The organism is Idiomarina sp. 28-8 (assembly GCF_000320945.2).
Classification (GTDB): domain Bacteria; phylum Pseudomonadota; class Gammaproteobacteria; order Enterobacterales; family Alteromonadaceae; genus Idiomarina; species Idiomarina loihiensis.
On sequence record NZ_DF266793.1, the window covers coordinates 245,094 to 268,255 of the forward strand.

Consider the following 23,162-nt stretch of genomic DNA (forward strand, 5'->3'; position numbering starts at 1 on the left):
GTGTTTCGTGTCTGAGTTTACGTAACAAAAGCTTAGTTTAGATCGCTCATTTACACCGATTTACAGGCACAAAAAAAGGCAACCCGAGGGTTGCCCTTTTAGACTTCGAGGCGCGTAATTAAAGCGCTACGATGTTTTCAGCCTGAGGACCTTTAGGGCCTTGAGTTACTGCGAACTCAACGCGCTGGCCTTCAGTTAAGGTTTTGAAACCGTCGCTAGAAATAGCGCTGAAATGTGCGAAAACGTCTGCGCCGTTTTCACGTTCGATGAAACCGAAGCCTTTTGCTTCGTTAAACCATTTTACTGAACCAGTAATTTTCTCTGACATAATATATCTTCCTGTAACTTTTAAGTATGTGGTCATTTAGACCGATGGTGCGGGTAATAATAAGAACTTAGAACTACAGGACGATGGTATTAATAATAATAGGTCAACGAAGTGGAGTTTTTTAACTAACTGTCTTTCTATCTATCCGACCCCTCGCAGTCTACGCTTATTACACTGCGAGTCAAACCATTTACCAAGTTATTTTCATAATAAGTTTAAAAATCGCTTTCACTGGCCCAGACAACACGGTTACGACCTTCTCGCTTAGCCTTATACAGCGCCTGATCCGCTCTTCTGTAGATACTGGAAACATCGTCATCGGGGTGGCTTTCTGACGCACCGACACTTACCGTCGGATTAATGATTTCGCCTGAATCCAGGGTAACTACCGTTTCCTCAACGGTCGCTCGCACCCTTTCCAATACCTGTACGGCACTTTCATGGTCGGCATAAGCAAGTACCACCATAAACTCTTCGCCACCCACTCTAACCACACTGTCACTGCTACGAACCGCCGCTGACATAGCTTCAGAGCCTGCAATTAATACTTTGTCACCAATATCGTGGCCATAGGTATCATTAATGGTTTTAAAGTGGTCAAAGTCGATAACCGAAACGACAAACCCCTGCCCGCCATGTTGACGAACCAGGCTCTGTTCAAGTATTTCCATGCCAGCTGAGCGATTTTTTAACCCGGTTAGTGCATCGGTATAAGCAATTAGTGCCATATCGTCGCGCTGACGGATTAAATCGGAACGAATTTTCTGTTCCGCAATAACCGTTTCCAGCGCGGTGCCCATCATTCGCACCATTTCAATTTCAAGTTCAGTAAAAGGCTCAGCCCTTTTGTTTTTACGAGCAAAACCCAGAACTCCCCACACCTGGTCATTAATAATAAGTGGCGTACCTATATAAGTCTCCAAACCATAAGTTTGATAACTCGCGTGCTCTTTAAACCGTGAATCTCGTGATGCGTCATTGGTATAAATAAGATGGTTAGCCTTAAGCACAACCGAACAATAGGTGGTTGCCAGCGGTAGTTGCACTCCGGCGGAAAAATCCAGCTTCGCTGTTTGCACCCACTCAATGGTATATGTGCCGTTTTGAATGGAGCTGGCAGTTCCGATATCAACACCTAAATAGTCAACGCCCACTTTTAATAGTTCATCAATAGAAGCCGGGTCAATGCGCCGCCCACGCTTATGAATAACTTCATGAATCGTGCGCATAACATCAACCGATGCGTAATAGTCACTGACATCTTCGACAAGCACGTAGATACCAGTAACCTTGTCTTGCTCATCAAATTCAGGAAGATAACGAATATCTAAGAAGCATTTATGCCCATTACGAAAAGTGACAGAATCGGAAAACTCCATTTTCTCGCCGGTGGCAAAAATATGGTCATGATTGGGCTTTATGCGTTGATGAGACTCTTCGCTAAGTACATCGGTTAACGGCTTGCCCAGCATTTCCTGCGGGGTCAGGTCAAAGAACGCCGCATACGACGTATTTACATAGCGAAAAAGCCGGTCTCTGTCGACATAAGCCACCATAGTGGGTAGCTGTTCAATAATTCTATGAGTAATATGATGTTTTGTCATGACGCCTCATCACTTTATGGTTCGACAGAGCAAGCAATACTAATTAATGTGATATTACTACTAACTAATAGTGTAGCAACAACTCACATTCTAGACTGGCAAGATTGCTTTGAAAAATCCAGCGCCTTTACGTCGGGCAAATTCGATATTGCGCTCAGGAATCGATTCAGGGTCGTCATAATCTCTCAGAGCCTCTTCAATACTGGCCTCACGCAGTAAATGTAAGGTTGGATAGGGGGCACGGTTGGTGTAATTTGCCGGGTCGTCCTGAGGTTCGCCCTCAAAGCAGTAGTCGGGGTGAAAGTGCGCCAGCTGATACACACCCTCGTAACCTTCCTCAACAAGCAAAGCATCGGCAACATCAACCAAATTCAGAAATTCGTAAAACCCTTCAAACCCCGACGGCAGAATAAGCAGCGTGGTTTCGGTTTCAGGTGTGGTATCCAGGTGTTTAGCTTCATCCAGCAGCTGCTGTAAAACAGCTTGTGGCTTGCGATTTTCGGCTACACTATAGCGAATACTCTTGCGCTCAACTTCGCGGCGTGCAAAAGGGCAGATGTTGTACTTTACAATCAGCTGTTGCACCCAGTGCCGGGTTTGCTCAATAATCTGGTGGGTATCGGTCGTCATATTTCTTGTCTTCGCTAAAAGGGGCGCCACTTTGCCATGAAATCACTTGAACTCAAAATACCACCTTTGCTGGTTGTTGCCATAGTCGCCGGTTTAATGTGGTTAACGGCTCACTATACGCAGGTCTTTAACCAATTTTATGTCGGCCAGCGCGCCGCAGCTATTTTTCTATTGGTATTAGGAGTCTTGCTGCCCTTGTTAGGCGTTATTGGGTTTCGCAGAGCACAAACTACGGTAGACCCCCGCGCTCCGAACAAAAGCACCAAACTTGTCACTACCGGAATATACCAACGAACGCGTAACCCCATGTATTTAGGCTTTTTCTTTTTGCTTATGGCCTGGGGCGTTTTTCTGGAAAGTGTCTTTTCTTTCTGGGGGCTGGCGTTGTATGTCGCCTATATGCACCGCTTTCAAATTCTGCCGGAAGAACGTATGTTAACCGAAACTTTTGGTGAAACTTACAAAAGCTATTGTCGTAGAACCGGGCGCTGGTGGTAACTGGCAGCTTTAGAATAACTGCCGGTGTTTTAAGCTGCGACCGAGTAAAATTAAGCCTGACAAACTAAACCATAGCGCGATGGTAGCAGCAATAATGTTCAGTAAGCTGTTAAAGTCGCGCTCGCCACTGTAATCCATAAAGTGTAAACGAAACATCCAGTCACTTAGCCACCAATTGTTATTGCGGTGATCGACCACTTCACCCGAGGCAGCATCAACATACACTCGTGTGTGAATGTCATCGGTAAAAGTGACTCTGTAACCGGGCTTGTTCCAGTCAATAATTTCGTCACTGCCCGTTACAGCCTGTACTTCTTTGACCGAGCCTGGTCCGTTATAGCTTTGTCGTGCCAGTTTTGCGGCCAGCGGCGCGGATGTTTGCCAGCGCTCGCCGGTCTGGGCATTCACATAATGTCTGGAGCCATCAACTGTCAGAACCAGGTACTGAGCCGTTTCCGAAATTGAGCGTATTTCCACACTTTTAATGTTATCGAAGCGCTCAATTAGGGCGTTTTCAGGGTAAAAAACAGACCCGACAGGCGCTTTAGGAGCGCTTTGAAAGTAGTCATGAGCGGCCAGACTCTGGTGGCCCACCCAGCCGAAGTACAAGCCACTGACCAGCCAGATAAGCACTTGTATAAAAATAACCAGACTCAGCCAGCGATGCAGTTTACGCACATACCTCATGCAGCTCGCCTGCTTTTTCTACGCGGCCGGAAATGGAAGTAAAGCAGAGCCATGCCTGTTATCACAAAAAGTATATTCGCTATGCTAAACGCCTTTAACCACCAGGTTTCAATATCCACTCGGTCTTGGTAATCCATTATGTGAAGCATCCAGAAAAAGTCGAACAGTCGCCAGAAGTTATGTCGTTTGGTTACCAGCTCCCCGGTTGTCGCCGAGAAGTACAAGGTAGCACCGGCCAAATCATTAAAGTCTACTCGCCATACGGGTAACAAAGCGGGGTTAAGTTCACCCGGCGGCCGATCTTCGATATAGCTAACCTGGGCTTTTGTCTCTTCGTTACCGGTGTAGTGTTGACGCGCAATATAGCCAATATCCATGCGATCAAGTGTGACCGGCTCCAAAGATTCGGCGTTCAGTAATTGCGTACCGGTTTGGCTTTCAACGCGATAAACCGTCTGCAAAGAGCCCTTTACCCACTGGCGCATAAGACGCACCGAGGTGGCTTGCGGATGTTGCTCTAATACCCAGCTTACCGGCGAAGTTAACGCGTTATCAGCTATAGGTTGTTCAAGCTTTTTCACCAGATGGTCGCCGTGAATGAAGCTTAAATCAAAGAACACCATATAGGCGCCACTAATGCTCCATACCACTAACTGCAGGCCAAAAAGAAGAGATAACCAGCGGTGCCAGATGCGCCATTGTCGTAATTTCATCAGGGTTATCCGTGCCCGCCGCGTTTAAGTTAAGCCCCTAAAATTATCGACTTGCCCTGTAAAAGTCAAAGCAGTTCTTTCACTCTTTGTCTTAATTCCGGAATAACCTCAGTTTCAAACCATGGGTTACGCTTCATCCAGATATTGTTGCGGGGGCTCGGATGAGGTAATGGTAATAACTGCGGCCAGTAACTTCGCCAGTCTCTGACACGTTCGGTCAGGCTTCGCTTAGGTTCCTGCAAATGCCACTGTTGCGCGTATTGACCAATAGCCAGTGTTAATTCTAAATTGGGTAGCTGTTGCAGTATTTGCTCGCGCCAGGTGGGCGCGCATTCGGGGCGGGGCGGCAAGTCACCGGACTTACCAGTGCCCGGATAACAAAAGCCCATAGGAATAATAGCCAGTTCTTCGGCATTGTAAAAAGTGTCTTTATCAATGCCCATCCACTGACGAAGCCTGTCGCCACTGGGGTCATCGAAAGGCTTACCGGAGGCATGAACGCGCTTTCCGGGGGCTTGTCCGGCAACTAGAATTCTGGCTTTAGGGTGCAACTGAACAACGGGGCGGGCACCAAGCGGCAGCTCTGGTTCACATAAGGCACAGGCACGGACATCACGCAGAATTTGTTGCCAATGCGGCGGCTCTTCCCATTTCATAACCTTGCTCCAGCAGCTTTTTATCCTGAGTGAAACGTCCTACCGGAAAATCCTCCGGCGGAGCCAGAACGGTCATTTTACAGTCCGCAGGAGGGTTATCAATAAAGTTAATAGCGTCATTGTAAACTGCCGAGCGGCGGGCTACTGCGTCAAATAAGGCAGGATGGTGTTTAAAAAAACGCTTAGTAAACTTAGGCAGGGGTCTTATCTTCTTTCGGAAACCTCGCGGCCGGGACAAAATAACCGTTATATCCAGCGCACCCATTTCATAGGCTTTAATCACCGGAATAGAGTCACCCAGTCCGCCATCCGTCATAGGCGCTCCACCAACGGCGGGAAACTCACGATAAGCCAGCGGAATAGCGCAAGAAGCAGGAAATAGTTCGTGTAAGTTATCGGCTGTCACCCGGGTATACACCGGAAACCCTGTATCGACATTAGTCGTTACAACGTATAAAGGCCGGTTCTGCTCCAGGTAATGACGGGTATTCAGTGGTACTTGTTCAAACGAAGCGTGCCAAAGCCAGCTCACATCGCAAAAATGTCCGCCTTTTAAAAAGCGTCGCCAGTTCAAAAACTCGGGCTGTAGCGCATGCTGCAAGAGAATTTTACGGTTACGTCCGTGGTCGCCGGCAAGAAAACCAATCAGGTTGGTTGAACCTGCCGACACCCCAATTGCAAAATCAAAGTTGGTTTGTCCGGTTTCAAGAAAGCCGTCCAGCACACCAGCGGCGAAGATACCGCGCATGGCGCCACCTTCTACCACTAGTGCTTTTTTACTTTGCTCCTGGGTCATACACCTGCTTATTTTTCAATACTCTCTACTTCTCAATACTCTTTATTTTTCAATACTCTCTACTTCTCAATAAAGGCCTGCTCAATCACGTAGCTGCCTTGCTTACGCGATGTTGCTTTACTAAAGCCCCGTTCATTGAGAATAACCATCAGATCTTGAAGCATAGCGTCATTACCGCACAACATAAAGCGATCGTGTTCAGGGTTCAGATCTGGCATACCAATGGTTTTGGTTAAGGTGCCAGACTCCAGCAAATCGGTAATACGTTGCTGATGCGCTTCATCACGGAATGGCTCGCGGGTCACTGTCGGGTAATAAATGAGCTTTTCCCGCACCCAGTCACCAAAGTATTCGTTATTTGGCAGAATCTCAGAGATTTCTTTTTGATACGCCAACTCAGACACCCAGCGCACACCGTGAACCAACACGACTTTATCGTACTGTTCGTATATGTCGGGGTCTTTAATAACGCTCATAAAAGGCGCTAAACCGGTGCCGGTACTGAGCAAGTACAAGTTTTTGCCTGGCAGTAAGTGCCCGGGTACTAACGTGCCTGTAGGGCGTGTCGACAACACCACTTCGTCACCCACCTTGATATGTTGCAGGCGCGACGTTAAAGCGCCGTCCGGCACTTTAATACTGAAGAACTCAAGCTCTTCTTCATGGTTTGCACTGGCAATGCTGTAAGCTCTGAGCAGAGGCTTGTCTTCCAGTTGCAGTCCCATCATTACAAACTGACCGTTTTCGAAGGTAAAGCTTGGTTGGCGTGTGGTTCTAAAGCTAAACAGGGTGTCGTTCCAGTGGCGTACCTGAGTCACTTTTTCCGCAATGATACTTCTCATAACAATTCCTCATTGGCGATTTTGTGCGCATAATAACATAAAAAAACTAAATCTAAATGAGAATTTTTATCATTAACTATTGAAAATGAGAACGGTTTTTATATAAGATACATGCACTGTTGTTTGTAAAGGAAGAAAAGTGAATGGCTCGACGCTCGGGTGGCCGCAGAGGGTGGTCTTTAAAAGACTGGCATTGGATAAGCTCTGCCGTTTGCCTCATTGGCATGTTGTTGTTTTCAGTCACCGGTATAGCGCTAAACCATGCTGGCTGGATAGAATCCGCACCCAGCGTCGAAAGCCATGAAAGCTCTCTCCCACAAACGGAATTGGACCGGTTGGCGAATGCTTCAGGGAATGACGCTCTACCAACTTTTTTCCACCGCTGGTACGAAGATAAGACGCAAAACAGCATCAGTTCAAATGCCGAAATCGAATGGAGTGACTACGAATTGTACGTCGCCATGCCCCGCCCTGGCGGGGACAGCTGGTTCAGCGTCGATTTAACCAGTGGTGCTTTTTACTCTGAAACCACCGATCGCGGCTGGATTGCCTATTTCAATGACCTCCACAAAGCCCGCAACACGGGCTTTCTCTGGAGCCTTTTCATTGACGTATTTGCCATTGCCAGCATTTTATTCACAATTACGGGGTTATTACTTTTGAAAAAATACAGTAAAGGGCGCAAGTCCACCTGGCCGCTGGTTCTGGCCGGTTTCATCATTCCTTTGTTCGCCGTTATGGGGTCAGCACATGCTGCTGAAAACGAGCTCAATGTCGAAATTCCCCGCCTGTCAGTCGCCGAATATCACGCACCTTACCTGGCGATATGGCTGGCCAATGAACGCAACCAACGGGTTGCTGACATTGCAGTCTGGTACGACGTTAACCTAAAAGATAGCGAAGGCGAAAAATGGCTTAAAGACATACGCCAGTGGTGGCGTCGAAGCGGCCGCATGGCTGACATGCCTATAGACGGTGTATCGGGCGCAACCCGACGCCCCGGCACTCACAAGGTGGATTTAACGCCGTTATTAACCAAATTACCGGAACTTGAGCCCGGCCAGTACTACTTGTATGTAGAAGCCGCGCGCGAAGTCGGCGGTCGCGAAATGCTGCGCCTGCCATTGTCTTTACCTATCGAAAGCCCAATATCCATCTCAGAGACCGGCGAGCACGAGCTTGGCCGAGTGTCATTAAAACTGGAGCCTTAATCATGAAATTATCTTCTGTACTTACTACCAGCCTGGCTGTGCTGACCTTATTTGCCAGCACCAGCAGTGAAGCTCACCGCGTCTGGATTAAACCCAGCGCCACCGTTGTTTCCGGCGATTCCGAATGGGTGACTTTTGATGCCGCTATCGCCAATGGCATTTTTTATCCAGATCACTACCCGCTTAGCCTGGATTACGTAAAAGCCATGGCACCAGATGGCTCCGATGTGACTCTGGAGAATGGTCATAAAGGCAAATACCGCTCGGTATTTGATATTGAACTGGAAAAAGAAGGCACTTACACCATTTATTCAGCCAGTTCAGGGTTATCTGCGCGCTGGATAGATGACGAAGGTGAAAGCCAATACTGGCCACCACGTGGTGCGCAAAAAACCAATGAAGACTTCTACAAAGAAGTGCCTCAGGACGCTAAAGAGTTAGAAGTTAGTGAGCGCTCACGTCGTGTTGAAACCTTTGTTACCTCTGGTGCACCAACTTATGACACTCTGGGTCCAACAGGTAAAGGTCTGGAACTTGAACCAGTGACCCACCCGAACGATTTATACACTGGTGAAAACATTACCTTTAAGTTCAATATTGATGGTGCCGCAGCAGCGAGAACTGAAATTTTCTTGGTAAAAGGCGGTGAGCGTTATCGTGACCAGGCACAACCAACCAAGTTAACAACCAATGAGAAAGGCGAAGTCACCTTCACTCTGGATGAACCAGGCATGTACTGGTTAGAAGCAGAATACGCTGACGACAACGGCGAAGCCCCGGCTACCAAACGCCAGGGCTCTTACGTTGCCGTATTAGAAGTTCTGCCTATGTAACCTGGCTACTGAAGACGGACCACTCCCAGGGTGTTGGCGTCGGTACCGAACCAAATAGAATCGGTCGCTTCATCATAGAACATATGACGAACAGTACCGCCGCTACTCTCCAGCTCAATTGGCTCTGAAAACTCGTGGGTTTCGGTATCGAAGCCCACCAGCCGGTTTGGCTGCACACCGGTCTCTACAAACCAGACGTCATTACGTTTATCCACCGCCATACCATAAGGCCGTGAATTTTCTTCAGCTGGTGCCCGCCAGTCTTTATTCTCACCGCTAGCCGGGTCGTAGCTACCCACGTAACCTTTATTATAATCGACGTACCAGATGGTACCGTCGTCAGTCATACCAAGCCTGCGTGGCCTATTGTCTTTCCGTTCAAGCTCAATTTCCCGCAGCTTTCCGCTTTCAACAGTCGCCAACTTATTGGTACCAAAGAGCGTTGCCCAGGGTTTGTCGTTTTCAACAATTAAACCGTAAGGCCGGGCCGAATCCGTGGGCACATCCCAAAGTTCTATTTCACCGTCATCTGTTTCCAGAAAGCCTATTTGGTTACCGCCCTGCACCGTAAACCAAATATTGCCATCGCTAGTGAAGTCCATGGTGTGGCTGTCGCGCATTCCATCTCCGGGTAATTCAAACTTTTTAATGTCGCCTGAAACCGGATCAATTAAGCCAATATGGTTCATAAGATTGCCGGTGTACCAAGCGCCACGATCATCGACAATAACAGTATGCGGACCCGCTCCATCGGGTAGATCGTAGCGTTTAAACTCTTCGGTTTCGGGGTTAAATGTTGCCGCGTAATCACTTCCCTGACCCACGAACCAGACCGTATTATTGTGCACCCAGGGGTCACGAGGCCGGGAGTCCTCCCAGGGAACCTGCCACTCCTGAATTTCCGCTTTAGCCAGTCCACTGTCTTTGTGGTCATCGCTGTTAGCCGGCGCACTGCTTATTCCCGCCAGACCAATAATTACCGCACTTGTTAAGCTTAAGTATTTCATTTTATGGCCTCCGTAAATAATTTCGTAGCCTGACATTCATGTCAGGTGAGATATCGCTCCTGACGTAAACGTCAGACTACTACAATGGGATGTCAGGCAACTAACTGATTTATCAGTATAGACGCTATTGCTTCAAACCCAACACTGTGCAATCTTCAACCTTTAAACACTAAACGGTACCTGTTACATGCTGGATCAATGGCTTATTGGAGTAATCTTAGTCGCCATGTTGGTGCTTTTCGTCATAGATAAATGGCGTTACGACCTGGTTGCCATGATGGCGCTATTGTCCGCGGCTATTCTTGGTCTGGTTCCAACTGCCGAGGTGTTCAGTGGTTTTGGTAACGCTGCTGTCATTACTGTTGCGGCGGTATTGATTATTAGCCAGGCACTTTGGCGCTCCGGCGTTGTCGATGCACTGGCATCGGCTATGAAAAACATAGGCGATAAACGCTGGTTACAGATGATAGCCCTGACCTCAGTCACTACGATCTGCTCAGCTTTTATCAGCAATACAGGCACCATGGCGATAATGATACCAGTCGCCCTTCAACTCGCCCGCAGCAGTGGCAATAACCCCTCCAAAGTGTTAATGCCTATGGCCTTTGGCTCCTTACTGGGGGGCACTATTACTATGGTGGGTACGCCGCCGAACATTATTATTGCCGATATTCGTCGCGAGGCTATGGGTGAGTCTTTCGGTATTTTTGAATTTACTCCGGTTGGTCTCAGCATCGCCATCGCGGGCTTACTCTTTATGTGGCTGCTAAGTCACTGGTTGGTGCCAGAAAAAGCTGGGAAATCCAAATCGCAGTCACTTTACGATGTCAGTAGCTACCTGACCGAACTCTATGTACCTGAAGGCTCTAACTTTGTTGGTGAAACTCTCTATGAGCTGGAAAACCGTAGCGAAGAGGACTTTGTAATTGTTGCACTACAACGTGGCGAAAAGCGCTGGTCTGCACCGGCCCGATACTTGCGATTGAAACCTGAGGATGTATTAATAGTTGAAGCCAACGCGGAGACCATTCAGCAAGTTATTGACGGAACAGGGCTTGAGCTTAACGCCGAGGAAGAAATTGACGAGCGCTTTTTAAAGTCCGACGACATTACCGTTATTGAAGGGATTGTCGGGCACGATTCACGCCTTATCGGCCGCTCGGCTGGCGACATAAAATTACGCAGCCGCTACGGTATTAATGTACTGGGCGTTGCCCGCGAGGGCCAAAAGCTGGGAACAAAACTGGCGAATATTCGCTTTAAGCCGGGTGATGTTTTATTACTGCAGGGCGACGCTGAAGTGCTTAATGACGTATTTCAGCGCTTTGGCTGCTTCCCTCTAGCTCAACGTAGCTTGCGACTGGGCTCACCAAAACAACTGATTCAGCCACTGGGGATATTCTCGGCAGCGATTCTGGCAGCAGCACTCGGCTTTATCTCAGTGCCGGTTGCGTTCTCTCTTGCGGCCGGCCTTATGGTTATTACCAATATTCTGCCTCTTCGGGAACTCTATGACGCCATAGACTGGCCTATTATTGTCTTGCTGGGAGCGACAATTCCACTGGGGTCTGCGCTGGAGCGCAGCGGTGCTGCCGATACCATTGCCAACGCGGTGCTTTATGTGAGTCAGGGGTCACCCGATTTTGTTGCCGTGGGCTTACTGCTAATAGTTACGATGCTGCTGTCGAACATAGTTAACAACGCCGCCGCGGCCGTATTGATGGCGCCTATTGGCATCAGTATGGCCAGCAGCTTCGGCGCCAGTATGGATCCGTTTTTAATGGCGGTTGCTATTGGTGCCGCTGTGCCTTTCTTAACCCCGATAGGCCACCAGTCGAATATATTGGTTATGGGCCCGGGGGGTTACAATTTTAGCGACTACTGGCGGCTTGGACTACCGTTGTCCCTGCTGGTTTCGGCGGTTGCGCTGGTCATGATACTGCTGGTATGGCCGTTGTATTAATCGCTGATTTTATAAGGCAGATAGGTTTGCAGTGTTTTCAGGTGTTCGCGTAACGCACTGCGTTCATCCTGACAATACTGCTCAATGGCGTCGCTAAGAGGCGCCTCCATAAAACGGTAAAAGCCTTCGCGCAGAACAGGCTCAAAACCACGATGCAATTTGTGCTCACCCTGAGCGCCCGCGTCAAAATACTGTAGCCCGTGGTTTATGCAAAACTCAATTCCCTGATAATAACAGGCTTCAAAGTGCAGAAATTCAAGCTCTTCCCGGCAGCCCCAGTAGCGTCCGTAAAGTGTATCTTCTCCTTTAAAACACAAAGAAGCAGCCAGCAGGTTGTCGTCTTTGTAGGCAGCGAATACCACAATATAATCGGCTAAATGTTCAGCCCAGAGCTTGAAGGTAGCAGGGGTTAAATAGCCGCCATGCCCCGAACGTTTTAAATAAGTACGCTGGTAGAACAGAGTAAATTGCTGCCAAAACCCCGCAGTTAACTCATTACCCTGCAGGGTTCCCATTTGCACATTTTGTTCTGATACTTTCTGCCGCTCTTTGCGAATCGTCTTACGCTTACGCGACACCAGAGCCGCTAAAAAATCATCAAAGCTGCCGTAGTCCCGGTTCTGCCAGAGAAACTGGATATCAAAACGCTGCCACCAACCTTCGTCGGCGAAAGCATGGCTCAAGTCAGGTTCAACGTACAAACTCTGCAAGTTACTGACGTCATGTTGCTTTAACAACTCCGACTCAATAATGGACAACATTTCGCCGCGGTTAACACCCTCGCTAATAGCCAAACGCGGTCCCTGACATGGGGTAAAAGGTATGGCGTTAATCAGCTTGGGGTAATATTGAAAACCATAGCGCTCAAAGGCTTCGGCGAAGGCCCAGTCGAACAGATACTCACCATAGGAATGCGTTTTCTTAAACCACGGCATAGCCGCAACCATGGTGTCATTATCATCATAAACAACAGCATATTGCGGCAACCAGCCGCGCTGCAGCCCAAGACTGCCACCCTGCTCAAGCGCCAGCAGAAAATCATAGCGCGTAAAAGGATAATGGTTCCCGAATAGGCGATCCCAGTCGTTTTTAGCTACAGTGGTGATTGTTGCGTGAATAACTGCTCGCATGCGTTAGGCGCTCAAAGTAAAAACCCGCACCCAGACATCAGCGGTGAGCTGTAAAAAGCTCATAGCTTCGGCGCGTTCACGGCCTTCGGCGCTGCTGCGGTATAGGTGCGGAGTCATAGTCAGTAAATCTTTTATGGCTTCATTCGATGTCAGTGATACCGGAAAAGTCTCTCGTTGTTCGGAAATCAGTTCAAATTCGGAGGCGGTTATCGGTAAGGTCTCATTTTTACTTTTTATCTCAGAATAAATAATGGCTTTTAGCTCTTTTAGGTGATCACCAGCCGGGTCTACCATAATCAGCCGTCCGCCGGGCTTTAGAATCCGCTTAAATTCGGCTTCAACAGGGAAGCCAAATACGCACAAAATGGTATCGACACTGTTATCGTCCAGTGGAATAGAGTTATTGGAGGCAACCATCCAGCTCATGCGTTTATCGCGTTTTGCCGCAGCCTGCACTGCCCATTTTGAAATATCCAGAGCGGCCATGCTTAAATCAGTACTGTTTTGTTCCGCCTGCTCAACCAGGTAACGTAGGTAGTAGCCTTCGCCGCAACCGGCATCGAGCACCGCCTGCTCGCCCTGTGCGAACACTGTATCGGCCAGAACCTGAGCCAGGGGTTGGTAGTACCCCTGATCCAGAAACTCCCGCCGTGCCTGCACCATAGCTTTGCTGTCGCCCGGGTCTTTCGAGCGCTTATTCTGCACCGGCAACAAATTCACGTAGCCCTGTTTAGCCACATCATAGCTATGACCATTTTCACAACGCCAGCTGCCACCCACCAACTGCAAAGGTGAGTGCTCTATCGGGCAACGTAAGGCAGATATTTTTGTTATTGGCATACCATCTACTTTTACAACGCTATTTTGCGACCATCTTATTCTTCCTGCTCGCCTTCTGCCAGCACAACAAAAAAACCACCACCGCTAAAAATTAACGATGGTGGTTTTGCTATAGCTAATACGTTAAATAATAACTACTGGCTTGTACTAACACCCAGCTCTTTCAGCAGATTATCCGCATGGTCAACGTATTCCATCTGCCACAGCATGTAGCGAGTATCCACCTGAATAGAACGGGTGTTCTCCAGGTTGAAATCCCAATCGGAAATAATGGAATCCAGCGTGCCGTCAAAAGCCAGGCCGACAAACTCGCCTTTATGGTTTAAAACCGCAGAACCTGAATTACCACCGGTAATATCCAAAGTGGCAAGGTAGTTCACAGGTACAGAATTTAAATCCACTTTCTCATAAGGACCGAAGTCACCCGCTTCAATCGCCTTCAGTTGTTCTTCCGGCGCATTAAACTCCCCTTCACCAGTGGCTTTTTCTGTTACACCACGCAAGGTAGTAAAAGGTGCCCAGGCATTACCGTCTTCGGTACCATGGTCGCGGCCTGCAACGTTACCGTAAGTAATTCTCAGCGTGCTGTTCGCATCAGGGTACACCGCCTCTCCTTTACTTTGCATAAAGGCAATTTTTGCGCGCATGTAGTCAGCGTAGGCTTGCTGAATTTTACCGGAAAGCTCTTCGCTCTTTTTCTCATCTTCTAAATCGGAAGGATAAAGTGCGACAGCGGCTTTGACGAACGGGTCTTCGCTTTGCTCAAACTGTTCCGGGTCAAATTCCAACAACGCCATACGGTTATCTCGGTCAAGTAAGCTAGTGCTTTCATACCAACCATCAATTAACGCGCTTAACTCGTCCTTGCTCATGCCATCACGCAGACCCATAGCTTTATCGAAAGCGGCATCGCGCTCTGACTTAGGCTGTGCCATGTAGCTGCTCAGATTGTGCAGATCTAATGCCTTCTCAACCTTAGCGTCAAAATTGCGATCCATACCCGCTAAATACGACTCAAAGCGCGGAACATCACGCTCCTGATAACCGGCTTTACGCTCTGCATCAGGCTTGGTGCCTTCCTGAGCCAAACGGTGAACAGCGCGGGCAACAGAAAGCAAACGCGGCGTTGCATTATTTAGCTGGTAATCAGCACGACTTTTCTTATGGCGCTGCTGTAGCAACGTATCAATGGTATTAAGCCCATCGGCATACAACGCTTTTTTCGTACGGTCGCTGTTTACCCACTCAGTCAGCTCTTTATGTTCCTGTTGCTTACGTTCCAGCAAGTCGCTGTTCGCAAAGCTGTCCAGCATACCCTGACGGTTTTTCAGGTAATTGTTCAGGCCAGCAACACGGCTGGCGTACTTGAGCTCCGCATCTTTATCGTCGGCTGTTTCCCGGGCAATAATGTCCAGTGAATCCTGAAACTGTTCAACTGTTTTAGGATAGCTCCATTCAAAGGTTTCTTTTACTTCAGACGGCAGGCGGTGGCGGTTCGTGCGGCCCGGATAACCCAGGGCCATAACAAAGTCACCTTCTTCCAGGCCTTCACTGGCTATCGTTAAGTGGTAATCCGGTTTATAAGGTACGTTGTCCTCACTGTAATCCGCTGACTCACCTTCCGGGCTGACATAAGCGCGTAAAAAGCTGTAGTCGCCAGTATGACGTGGCCACATCCAGTTATCGGTGTCGCCACCAAATTTCCCCACGCCGCTTGCCGGTGCATGGACTAAGCGAACGTCCTTAATTTCCAGTTGCTTAATAAGGTAATACTCGAGGCTGCCGTAGTATGCAGCTACCGTGCAACGATGCCCTTCGTCCTCTTCACACTCTGCTACCAAAGCTTTCTGGTTATCTTCTATCGCGTCCAGACGCGCTTTGCCCGTTAACTCGGTTACCTTGGCATCAATCACCTTATTAGTGACTTCATCGACCGCTTTAGTCACAAAAATGCGGCTGCCCGGTGCCGCCGGTACTTCTGCACTTAAGTCTTTGGCTAAAAAGCCATTAGCGAGCAAATCGTTGTCTGGCGTCGAGTTATGAGCAATGCTGTTGTAAGCACAATGATGGTTAGTTGCTACTAACCCGTCTGGTGACACAAACGAGGCCGAGCAACCACCCAGGCTGACAATGGCAGCAGCGGGGAACTCGGTTAATTTAGAAATATCATTAGGGTCAATAGTCAGACCTGCCGCCTTCAGCTTATCGGCAATTTCCGGTAACTGTTTGGGCATCCACATACCTTCGTCGGCTGCCGCAAAACAGCTGACTACAGACAAAGCAATCAATAACTTTTTCATAGTATCTCTTCTGTTAATTGTTAGGGAGGGAACAATAAACTCTGATAAAAGCTATAGTTATAGTCTTGCCGAAACTTGTCAATAATCAGACAAGTAATGTTACAAAATAACAGTGTCAAAATTTAGGCACAAAAAAGGCCGTGCAAAAGCACAGCCTCTTACAAGTAAAGCTTGCTGTTTTTACCAAGCGTATTTAACACTCAGTTCCACATTGCGCGGAGCACCGAAAAAGCCCTGATTATAAAAGTCGATGCTGGAATAGTACTTTTTATCAAACAGGTTGTTGACGTTAAAGCTCAGATCCCAGTTTTGGCTTAACTTATAGTTAGCCATGGCATTCACAACGGTGTAGCCGTCCTGAATAAAGGTTTCGCCATTTGGGCCTATATTCGGGTTAGACGATATTTTGCTCTGCCAGTTGGCGTTCACACCGACTTTCAATTCATCTGTGGCAGTATAAAGTACGCTGGCTTTCACCATGTCTTCGGGTAAATAAGGCGCATAGTCTGAACCATCACGATCTTCCGACTCGTTGTGCGTATAACTGAAGAAAATATTCAGTGAATCGGTTGGCTTACCATTTAACTCAAACTCATAACCTTCACTTTCGGCACCATCAACTCCGATAGACGGCTGGATAGTCGTGCCTGGTAGGAAATCCGGGTTATCGGGGTCATTAATCGCTAGGTTATCTTCTTTCACTTTAAAGACGGCAACACTGGCTGTTAAAGCTTCATTAAAGAAGTCGCCTTTAACGCCCAATTCTGCGTTTGAACCTTCCACCGGACCGATGAGTTCATTTTCTGCATTTCGCGCGCTTTGAGGTTTAAAAATCTCCGTGTAGCTGGCATAAGTTGAAATGACGTCTGTGACATCATAAACCAGCCCGAAATAAGGGGTGTTAACGCCTGAGTTTTTATAATCGCTTGGCGACCAGGGTGACTGTACAAAAGTGTCATAGGTTGTGATTCTATTACCTAAAATGGCAGTTAAGTCATCCGTTAAACTCAATTGTGCCGCAGCGTATATTCCTTTTTGCTTATATGATTCATACGTTCCATAAGCGGGAGTGTCGCTAAAGTTAATGGGATCGACCCCATTCCCCCAGTCAAACAAACTAGGAACGTCTATGGCATCAGCACTGCTATAAGAAACAGAATCAACATTTTGTTCAGAGCTCAAAGCACCGGCGGTTAATTGGTGCTCACGACCAAATAGCTCGAAAGGACCTGACGCCAAAAAGCGATATGAAGTTTGCTCACGTTCAGCAACATAATGATTCGGCGATGTTCCTAAGCCTTGTCCGGTGTCTTTGTTTGGAAAACCGGAGAAATACAACAGATATCCGTCCATATCATCTTCACGACGCTCAACATCCAGTTGAATATCCCAGCCGTTATCAAAAGCATGCTCTAACTGAACGAATACACTGGTACTTTCTCTATCCCATCTATTCCAAGGTGACGCTGTTGTTGTACTAACCGGCAAATCGTCAGCTTGTGTACCGTCGTCATAAAACAGAGGCAGTGCGCCCCACATACTTCCTTTGGGGTTACGTTCACTGTAATCAGCGCCCATGGTTAAACGCGTTTGAGTCGTTAAGTCAGCAGTCACAACAGCGTAAATTTGAGCGTTTTCTTTTTCGGATAAGTTAACGTAACTGTCACCCTCTTCATAAGCTAGCGCGACACGCCCTTTTACGTTTCCATCCTCCGACAAGGTTTGAGAGTGATCAGCTTCTACTCGGTAGTTACTCCACGAGCCAATTCCCAGGCTGGCGTAACCACCATCTTCCGCTTTAGGGCGCTTACGAATAAGGTTAATAGCAGCAGAAGGTTCGCCTGCACCAGTTAACAAACCTGTCGCGCCACGCACAATTTCAACGCGTTCAAAAATAACGGAGTCTGCCAGTGCCTCGCTAAAGAAGCTGTTGTACGCAATAGGTACACCGTCAAACTGGAAGTTGGTTACATCGCGGCCACGGGCACGGAAGAAAAATCGGTCCGTTTCCGCCTGTTGCGCCTGAATACCCGGCGCGAACTGCATAACATCGGCAACTGTATCAAGCGAGAAGCTGTCAATAAAGGTGCGGTCAATTATTGAGATAGACTGCGGTGTCTGACGCAGTGTTAACGGTAACCCAGTAGCTGTTGTTGCCTGATCTAATGAACTGCCTGTAACTTTAATGTGTTCAAAAATCTTTTCCTGCGTTCCTGCCTTTTCTTTGTTTTCTTCAGCAGAACCTTCGTTTTGTGCTGCCACAGCAGCGGAGCTAAACAGCACGGATGCTACCGCTGTTGCTATTAAATTGCTGGCAAATGCCTTCATGAATTGTCTCCCGACCACACTATGTAAATGAGAATTGTTATCGGTACATTGTATTTGATAATTGTTCGTATTTACAATATCATTTCGGAAAATTTCTCGGGGGAGTTGGAATGACGCAAAGGCAATGGTTTAAATTACATGGGTGGTGCTCGCTGCCAATATGGATCTTGTTTTGCTTTATCTGCATTACCGGCACCATCGCCGTATTCAGTCACGAGTTAACCTGGCTGTTTAACGAAAATGCGCGCGCTGTCAATCCAGAAGGTCTTGCCGCTCAGCCAGTCTCCGAGTTAGTCGCTAACGTTAAAAGCCAGTTCCCAACGGCGAATGTTACGACCGTTATGACGTTCGAGCCCTACATTATTAATGCCGTTGTGTTCTCAACCGAGAACATTCCGGTTGGCATTGCCTATGTAAACCAGTACACCGGCGAAATTCAGGAAGTTAATCAGGGCATTACCTTTATTAACTTCATGCGTTCATTGCACAGCTGGCTGCTATTCCCCTGGCAGGACGGCTACAGCGTGGGTTATTACCTGGTTTCGGGCATGTCCTTTGTCATGATTGGCGCTCTGGTTACCGGCCTGGTCATTTATAAAAGGTTCTGGCGTGCTTACTCGCAACCTAAAATTCGTGCCAAGCAAGGCAAAAAAACCCTCTTAACCGACTTACACAAGCACGGCGGCGCGTGGTCCATCTGGTTCCTCATTGTTATGAGTTTAACTGGCCTCTGGTACTTTACTCAGCAAGTGCTCTGGCACGCAGACATTGATATTGAAGAACACGCTCCGCTGGTTGAAGTATCTGACATTCCTATGGGAGAAAAAGCACAGGCTCCGGTGTCTTTTGAAGACGCTTTGCTTATAGCGGAGCAGCGCTTCCCTGATATCCGTCCCAGCTTCATTATGATGCCTGAGCATAACCGTGACATGTTCAAAATTATGGGCGGTGGCGACTTCATTTTCTACGACCAATACTCTTACCGGCTGGATATTAACCCGTGGAATGGTGAGATAGCGCGAGCCGTTTCGCCCGACAATATGAATACCGTGCAAACCATTCAGCATATTGTTGATCCGCTGCACTACGGCACTATTGGCGGTATCTGGACTAAAGCTATCTGGTTTATTTTTGGACTTATTTTGTCGGCCATGTCCATTACCGGATTTTTGATTTGGGGTTCTCGCACAGTGAAAGCGGCAAAAGCCAAACGCACACCGCTGCAAGAGTCGTTACAGAATGAAGGAGCTAACTAATGGCACGCCGTAAAAATACCTTCTGGAACCGAAATAAATTTAAGCTCAGTGGCTTAATTCTTATTCTGCCCTTTTACTTTTTATATGAGCAGTTGCAGCCACCTGAATTCCCTCCTGTCTGGGATGAAAAGGCCGCAGGCCCATTTAAAGTGGCCTTGCAACCAGCCAATAATGACGCGCCTTACGCACATCATGAAGACTGGGTAAAAGACTTTTCAGCGTACGTTAACGAAGGAAAAGTCAGAGATATTCGTCAGGGTTACGTGAACATTGGCGAGGAGCCAATAGCTATTGAAGAACTGCAACAAGATGATGTCGGCATTTTGCACGGCAGTGAGTTATTGCAGCACGTACATGCTATAGCGCCACAAAAACTCAATTCACAACAGCGCGTTTGGGTCACTTTGCAAACCTGGAATGGTGACGTTCATCAAGCTCATTGGGAACTTCCAGAAACTTGGGTGAAATAACACTTTAAACGCGAATCGTTTTCATTTAGGATCCATCTCGATTTAGACCAAATCTAAGATTCGAGGGGAATCATGAACATTCAAAAGACTGTATTGGCGGCTAGCATCCTGGCCGCTTTAGCTTCCACCAGCAGCTACGCACAAGAAGAAAAACAAGAAAAAACGCAAGAAGAGATGATGGAAACCATCAATGTCAGCTCTCGCGGACTTATCTCTTACGTTAGTGCCACTGGCTCCAAATCTGACACGCCAATTATTGAAACGCCTTTATCGGTTTCGGTTCTTACCGAAGCCCGTATTCAGGACTTAGGTGCTGTTACCGTGCAGGATGCTATCGGCTACGTTGCAGGCTTGTACAACGGTCCATACGGCGTTGACACTCGTGGCGACTGGGCTCAGATTCGTGGCGTTGCTCCAGTTCAGTACCTTGATGGCCTTAAATCTCTGTTTGGTAACTACAACAACGTTCGCGTTAACCCTTATTCTCTCGGTCAAATTGAAGTTTTAAAAGGACCTAGCTCAGTTCTATACGGACAAGGCTCTACCGGCGGTATCATCAACCTGGTAAGTAAGCGTCCGAAGGCAGAAACTGAAGGCCAGTTCTGGGCTCAATTGGGTAACTACTCACGTAAGCAAGTTGCCGGCGATATTACTGGTGCATTGAACGATGATGCTTCGTTAACCGGCCGCTTTGTAGGCTTATACCGCGACAGCGATACGCAAACCGATTACGTTCCGGATAACAGCCTGGTGCTAAATCCGTCATTGAGCTGGCATGCCTCTGAAGATACGAAAATTACCTTAATTGGCAACATTCAGCGCAATGAGTCAGGCTCTAGCACGCAATTTTTCCCCTGGCAGGGCACCTTGTTACCAAACGAATTTGACCAAATTGACAGCTCAACTTTTGTGTCAGAACCCGGCTTTGATAAATACGATACGGAACAAGACGCGCTAACAGCGATTGTTGAACACGACATTAATCTGGACTGGAGTCTGCGCCTGGCCAGCCGGTACAGCGACAGCCATGCAGACTACAACACAATGTACGGTTGGCCGCCGGTATTTGCGGAAGATAATCGCACAGTAAGTCGTGTAGCTACTTTATATCGCTCTGACTCAAGAAGCTGGACAAGTGACCTGCAACTGCATGGCTCGGTAATAACGGGTCCTGTCGAACATGACCTTGTATTCGGCATAGATTTTCAAGACGCATACACAGATTCCGACTCTGCTAGTGCGACAGTGCTTAACGAACTCGATTTGTACAATCCGGTTTATGGTCAGGCAACAGGCTTGCCGACGGAAGAAGACATAACCGATGCCGCTTCCTTAACAACTCATCAGTTAGGGTTTTACGTACAAGACAACATGCGCATCGCAGAAAAATGGTTAGTTTCGGCCGCCTTGCGTCGTGATAGAGCGACCAATAACCCTGAGGGTGGAGTAGCAACAGACCAGTATGCCACTACTGGTCGACTGGGTTTTATGTACTTAATGGATGGCGGTGTCTCACCATACGTTAGTTACAGCGAATCATTCTCTCCACTCATTGGCCGAGATGCTTATGACAATCCATATGTACCGTTAGAAGGAAAGCAGTGGGAAGCTGGTGTTAAATACCAGCCGGAAGGTACAGAACACTTACTGACCGCTTCCGTTTATAAAATTACAGAAGAAAACAGAACTACCCCCTCTAATGATGGCGATGCCCCATTCCCTGACCGTCAGGTTCAAGTGGGTGAGGTCGAGATAGAAGGTGTAGAATTAGAAGCTCAGCTGGCCTGGGATTCTCTGGACGTTTACGCCAGTTACGCGTACACCGATGCAGCTATAAGCGAAAGCAACGAGCTAACTGAAGTCGGTAAGCCTTTATCCGCAACACCGGACCATCAGGCATCTATCTGGGCCACGTACCGCCCAGATAATTGGAACGGCTTTAAGATTGGTGCCGGTGCACGTTATGTCGGTAATACTTCCGACGGTTATGTAACTTACAATAGTAATCAGCTGCACTTAGAAACACCCAGCTATACCGTATTTGACGCCATGATCGGGTATGACTGGGACAACTACAGTTTGAGTCTGGATATTGACAACCTGACTGACAGAACAGTACTCACTTCATGTTTGAACCGAGGAGAGTTCGACTCAGGGGACAATTACGGTGACTGTTTCTACGGACAGCAACGCACGATTATGGCGAACTTCCGTTATAACTTTTAAAGCTTACTGAGTGTAGCTTTCACGTGTAGCCCCGGGCGTCTCTCTTCCCAGCGTCCGGGGCTTTTTTTAGGTGTGATTTATTCGTTGGTATAGTACTGAACGCCTATCTCTATGCGATCACGACCATTTTTCAGGCGCCAGCGGTTCATGTCTCTTAATGAGTAAACGCAGCCGCAATATTCCTGTTGGTAAAAACGTTCACGCTTAGCAATTTCCACCATACGCGCCGCGCCGCCTTGCTTACGCCAGTTAAAGGTCCAGTAGTGCAGGCCAGGGTATGGTGCTACCGCACGCTGACCACAGTCGTTAATCTGGTCCATGTTTTTCCAGCGTGAAATACCTAAGCAACTGGTAATGGTGTCAAAACCGTTTTCGTGGGCATACAGCGCTGTACGCTCAAAGCGCATATCAAAACATTCGGTGCAACGTTCACCGCGCTCCGGCTCCCACTCCAGGCCTTTAACCCGTTCGAACCAGTTTTTAGAGTCGTAATCGCAGTCAATAAAGTCCACACCCAGCTTCTCAGCAAAGCGGATGTTCTCTTCTTTACGCAGCAAATACTCTTTTTCCGGATGAATATTCGGGTTATAGAAGAAAATGGTAAATTTAATGCCAGCTTCCGCCATGCGCTCCATAACCTCGCCTGAACATGGCGCGCAGCACGAATGCAGCAGCACATGATCAGACCCCGTCGGGGTCTCCAAAACAATGGATTCTTTCTTGTTTCTAGCCATAACTCTCTCTTCGCGGCTGAAATTTGTGCGAATTATAACTCAAACAGGCGGGGGTGATCACGGTTTTGACAAGATTAAAATTTAGACTAAAATAGGTATATCCATTTTGG

21 protein-coding genes are annotated in these 23,162 nt (G+C 47.8%); 7 read left to right on the forward strand and 14 right to left on the reverse strand.

What is annotated here, in order from left to right; genetic code table 11:
• Positions 1-118 precede the first annotated feature (118 nt).
• The 3 genes from RJ32_RS13230 to RJ32_RS13240 all read right to left on the reverse strand — a co-directional run bounded on the left by RJ32_RS13230 (position 119) and on the right by RJ32_RS13240 (position 2,562).
• On the reverse strand, positions 119-328 hold the full coding sequence (locus tag RJ32_RS13230; protein WP_011235717.1) for a cold-shock protein: 210 nt from the start codon (positions 326-328) through the stop codon (positions 119-121).
• 215 nt (positions 329-543) lie between these two features.
• On the reverse strand, positions 544-1,932 hold the full coding sequence (locus RJ32_RS13235) for a diguanylate cyclase (RefSeq protein WP_034822846.1): 1,389 nt from the start codon (positions 1,930-1,932) through the stop codon (positions 544-546).
• A 90-nt stretch (positions 1,933-2,022) separates the two neighbouring features.
• Entirely contained in the window at positions 2,023-2,562 is a 540-nt protein-coding gene (locus RJ32_RS13240; protein ID WP_034822847.1) for a DUF1415 domain-containing protein, read from the reverse strand.
• A gap of 36 nt (positions 2,563-2,598) precedes the next feature.
• On the opposite strand from RJ32_RS13240, the gene RJ32_RS13245 reads away from it, so the two are divergent.
• Positions 2,599-3,060: an isoprenylcysteine carboxylmethyltransferase family protein gene (locus RJ32_RS13245; protein ID WP_034822848.1), complete on the forward strand. Its 462-nt coding sequence runs from the start codon at positions 2,599-2,601 to the stop codon at positions 3,058-3,060.
• Positions 3,061-3,069: 9 nt separating this feature from the next.
• Here RJ32_RS13245 and RJ32_RS13250 read toward each other — a convergent pair whose 3' ends face one another.
• From RJ32_RS13250 to RJ32_RS13270, 5 genes are all read right to left on the reverse strand, one after another.
• Positions 3,070-3,747 (reverse strand): PepSY domain-containing protein, encoded by a 678-nt coding sequence (locus RJ32_RS13250; RefSeq protein WP_034822849.1) that lies wholly within the window; start codon positions 3,745-3,747, stop codon positions 3,070-3,072.
• Positions 3,744-4,460, reverse strand: coding sequence for a PepSY domain-containing protein (locus RJ32_RS13255; RefSeq protein ID WP_034822850.1), 717 nt, complete (start codon positions 4,458-4,460; stop codon positions 3,744-3,746). Before RJ32_RS13255 ends, RJ32_RS13250 begins: the two co-directional genes overlap by 4 nt.
• A 65-nt stretch (positions 4,461-4,525) precedes the next feature.
• Positions 4,526-5,116, reverse strand: coding sequence for a uracil-DNA glycosylase family protein (locus RJ32_RS13260; RefSeq protein WP_034822851.1), 591 nt, complete (start codon positions 5,114-5,116; stop codon positions 4,526-4,528).
• Positions 5,073-5,912, reverse strand: coding sequence for a patatin family protein (locus tag RJ32_RS13265; RefSeq protein ID WP_034822852.1), 840 nt, complete (start codon positions 5,910-5,912; stop codon positions 5,073-5,075). The genes RJ32_RS13260 and RJ32_RS13265 overlap by 44 nt, the downstream gene beginning before the upstream one ends.
• A 59-nt stretch (positions 5,913-5,971) precedes the next feature.
• Complete coding sequence (locus RJ32_RS13270; protein ID WP_011235725.1) at positions 5,972-6,754, reverse strand: ferredoxin--NADP reductase; 783 nt, start codon at positions 6,752-6,754, stop codon at positions 5,972-5,974.
• A gap of 143 nt (positions 6,755-6,897) precedes the next feature.
• Between RJ32_RS13270 and RJ32_RS13275 the strand changes: the two genes are divergently transcribed.
• Complete coding sequence (locus RJ32_RS13275) at positions 6,898-7,965, forward strand: PepSY-associated TM helix domain-containing protein (protein WP_034822854.1); 1,068 nt, start codon at positions 6,898-6,900, stop codon at positions 7,963-7,965.
• Between the two features lie 2 nt (positions 7,966-7,967).
• Positions 7,968-8,798 (forward strand): DUF4198 domain-containing protein, encoded by an 831-nt coding sequence (locus RJ32_RS13280; protein WP_034822856.1) that lies wholly within the window; start codon positions 7,968-7,970, stop codon positions 8,796-8,798.
• A gap of 5 nt (positions 8,799-8,803) precedes the next feature.
• On the opposite strand, the gene RJ32_RS13285 is transcribed toward RJ32_RS13280, so the two are convergent.
• A complete protein-coding gene (locus RJ32_RS13285) occupies positions 8,804-9,805 on the reverse strand; it encodes a lyase (RefSeq protein ID WP_034822937.1) in 1,002 nt (333 codons plus the stop codon).
• A gap of 187 nt (positions 9,806-9,992) precedes the next feature.
• Here RJ32_RS13285 and RJ32_RS13290 point away from each other — a divergent pair, with 187 nt between their 5' ends.
• Positions 9,993-11,768 (forward strand): SLC13 family permease, encoded by a 1,776-nt coding sequence (locus tag RJ32_RS13290; protein ID WP_034822858.1) that lies wholly within the window; start codon positions 9,993-9,995, stop codon positions 11,766-11,768.
• On the opposite strand, the gene RJ32_RS13295 is transcribed toward RJ32_RS13290, so the two are convergent.
• The 4 genes from RJ32_RS13295 to RJ32_RS13310 form a co-directional block, all read right to left on the reverse strand.
• Positions 11,765-12,898, reverse strand: coding sequence for a GNAT family N-acetyltransferase (locus tag RJ32_RS13295; RefSeq protein ID WP_034822860.1), 1,134 nt, complete (start codon positions 12,896-12,898; stop codon positions 11,765-11,767). The genes RJ32_RS13290 and RJ32_RS13295 overlap by 4 nt on opposite strands.
• A 3-nt stretch (positions 12,899-12,901) precedes the next feature.
• Positions 12,902-13,738, reverse strand: coding sequence for a putative RNA methyltransferase (locus tag RJ32_RS13300; RefSeq protein WP_034822862.1), 837 nt, complete (start codon positions 13,736-13,738; stop codon positions 12,902-12,904).
• Between the two features lie 134 nt (positions 13,739-13,872).
• On the reverse strand, positions 13,873-16,038 hold the full coding sequence (locus RJ32_RS13305; protein WP_034822864.1) for a S46 family peptidase: 2,166 nt from the start codon (positions 16,036-16,038) through the stop codon (positions 13,873-13,875).
• Positions 16,039-16,218: 180 nt separating this feature from the next.
• Positions 16,219-18,366, reverse strand: a complete 2,148-nt coding sequence (locus tag RJ32_RS13310) for a TonB-dependent siderophore receptor (RefSeq protein ID WP_034822866.1) — start codon at positions 18,364-18,366, stop codon at positions 16,219-16,221.
• Positions 18,367-18,476: 110 nt separating this feature from the next.
• Between RJ32_RS13310 and RJ32_RS13315 the strand changes: the two genes are divergently transcribed.
• From RJ32_RS13315 to RJ32_RS13325, 3 genes are all read left to right on the forward strand, one after another.
• Complete coding sequence (locus RJ32_RS13315) at positions 18,477-19,622, forward strand: PepSY domain-containing protein (RefSeq protein WP_034822868.1); 1,146 nt, start codon at positions 18,477-18,479, stop codon at positions 19,620-19,622.
• Positions 19,622-20,092, forward strand: a complete 471-nt coding sequence (locus tag RJ32_RS13320; protein ID WP_011235737.1) for a hypothetical protein — start codon at positions 19,622-19,624, stop codon at positions 20,090-20,092. The genes RJ32_RS13315 and RJ32_RS13320 overlap by 1 nt, the downstream gene beginning before the upstream one ends.
• A gap of 72 nt (positions 20,093-20,164) precedes the next feature.
• Positions 20,165-22,318, forward strand: a complete 2,154-nt coding sequence (locus RJ32_RS13325) for a TonB-dependent siderophore receptor (protein ID WP_034822870.1) — start codon at positions 20,165-20,167, stop codon at positions 22,316-22,318.
• 77 nt (positions 22,319-22,395) lie between these two features.
• Here the strand turns inward: RJ32_RS13325 and RJ32_RS13330 are convergent, their stop codons facing one another.
• Entirely contained in the window at positions 22,396-23,052 is a 657-nt protein-coding gene (locus tag RJ32_RS13330) for an epoxyqueuosine reductase QueH (RefSeq protein WP_034822872.1), read from the reverse strand.
• Between the last annotated feature and the right edge of the window lie 110 nt (positions 23,053-23,162).

Bases quoted from the DNA above. Each gene is read 5' to 3' on its own strand.
- RJ32_RS13275 (WP_034822854.1), top strand. From the start codon at position 6,898: ATGGCTCGACGCTCGGGTGGCCGCAGAGGGTGGTCTTTAAAAGACTGG.
- RJ32_RS13270 (WP_011235725.1), bottom strand. From the start codon at position 6,754: ATGAGAAGTATCATTGCGGAAAAAGTGACTCAGGTACGCCACTGGAAC.
- RJ32_RS13310 (WP_034822866.1), bottom strand. From the start codon at position 18,366: ATGAAGGCATTTGCCAGCAATTTAATAGCAACAGCGGTAGCATCCGTG.
- RJ32_RS13305 (WP_034822864.1), bottom strand. From the start codon at position 16,038: ATGAAAAAGTTATTGATTGCTTTGTCTGTAGTCAGCTGTTTTGCGGCA.
- RJ32_RS13245 (WP_034822848.1), top strand. From the start codon at position 2,599: ATGAAATCACTTGAACTCAAAATACCACCTTTGCTGGTTGTTGCCATA.
- RJ32_RS13295 (WP_034822860.1), bottom strand. From the start codon at position 12,898: ATGCGAGCAGTTATTCACGCAACAATCACCACTGTAGCTAAAAACGAC.
- RJ32_RS13240 (WP_034822847.1), bottom strand. From the start codon at position 2,562: ATGACGACCGATACCCACCAGATTATTGAGCAAACCCGGCACTGGGTG.
- RJ32_RS13265 (WP_034822852.1), bottom strand. From the start codon at position 5,912: ATGACCCAGGAGCAAAGTAAAAAAGCACTAGTGGTAGAAGGTGGCGCC.
- RJ32_RS13290 (WP_034822858.1), top strand. From the start codon at position 9,993: ATGCTGGATCAATGGCTTATTGGAGTAATCTTAGTCGCCATGTTGGTG.
- RJ32_RS13235 (WP_034822846.1), bottom strand. From the start codon at position 1,932: ATGACAAAACATCATATTACTCATAGAATTATTGAACAGCTACCCACT.
- RJ32_RS13320 (WP_011235737.1), top strand. From the start codon at position 19,622: ATGGCACGCCGTAAAAATACCTTCTGGAACCGAAATAAATTTAAGCTC.
- RJ32_RS13250 (WP_034822849.1), bottom strand. From the start codon at position 3,747: ATGAGGTATGTGCGTAAACTGCATCGCTGGCTGAGTCTGGTTATTTTT.
- RJ32_RS13255 (WP_034822850.1), bottom strand. From the start codon at position 4,460: ATGAAATTACGACAATGGCGCATCTGGCACCGCTGGTTATCTCTTCTT.
- RJ32_RS13315 (WP_034822868.1), top strand. From the start codon at position 18,477: ATGACGCAAAGGCAATGGTTTAAATTACATGGGTGGTGCTCGCTGCCA.
- RJ32_RS13280 (WP_034822856.1), top strand. From the start codon at position 7,968: ATGAAATTATCTTCTGTACTTACTACCAGCCTGGCTGTGCTGACCTTA.
- RJ32_RS13230 (WP_011235717.1), bottom strand. From the start codon at position 328: ATGTCAGAGAAAATTACTGGTTCAGTAAAATGGTTTAACGAAGCAAAA.
- RJ32_RS13300 (WP_034822862.1), bottom strand. From the start codon at position 13,738: ATGCCAATAACAAAAATATCTGCCTTACGTTGCCCGATAGAGCACTCA.
- RJ32_RS13260 (WP_034822851.1), bottom strand. From the start codon at position 5,116: ATGAAATGGGAAGAGCCGCCGCATTGGCAACAAATTCTGCGTGATGTC.
- RJ32_RS13330 (WP_034822872.1), bottom strand. From the start codon at position 23,052: ATGGCTAGAAACAAGAAAGAATCCATTGTTTTGGAGACCCCGACGGGG.
- RJ32_RS13285 (WP_034822937.1), bottom strand. From the start codon at position 9,805: ATGAAATACTTAAGCTTAACAAGTGCGGTAATTATTGGTCTGGCGGGA.
- RJ32_RS13325 (WP_034822870.1), top strand. From the start codon at position 20,165: ATGAACATTCAAAAGACTGTATTGGCGGCTAGCATCCTGGCCGCTTTA.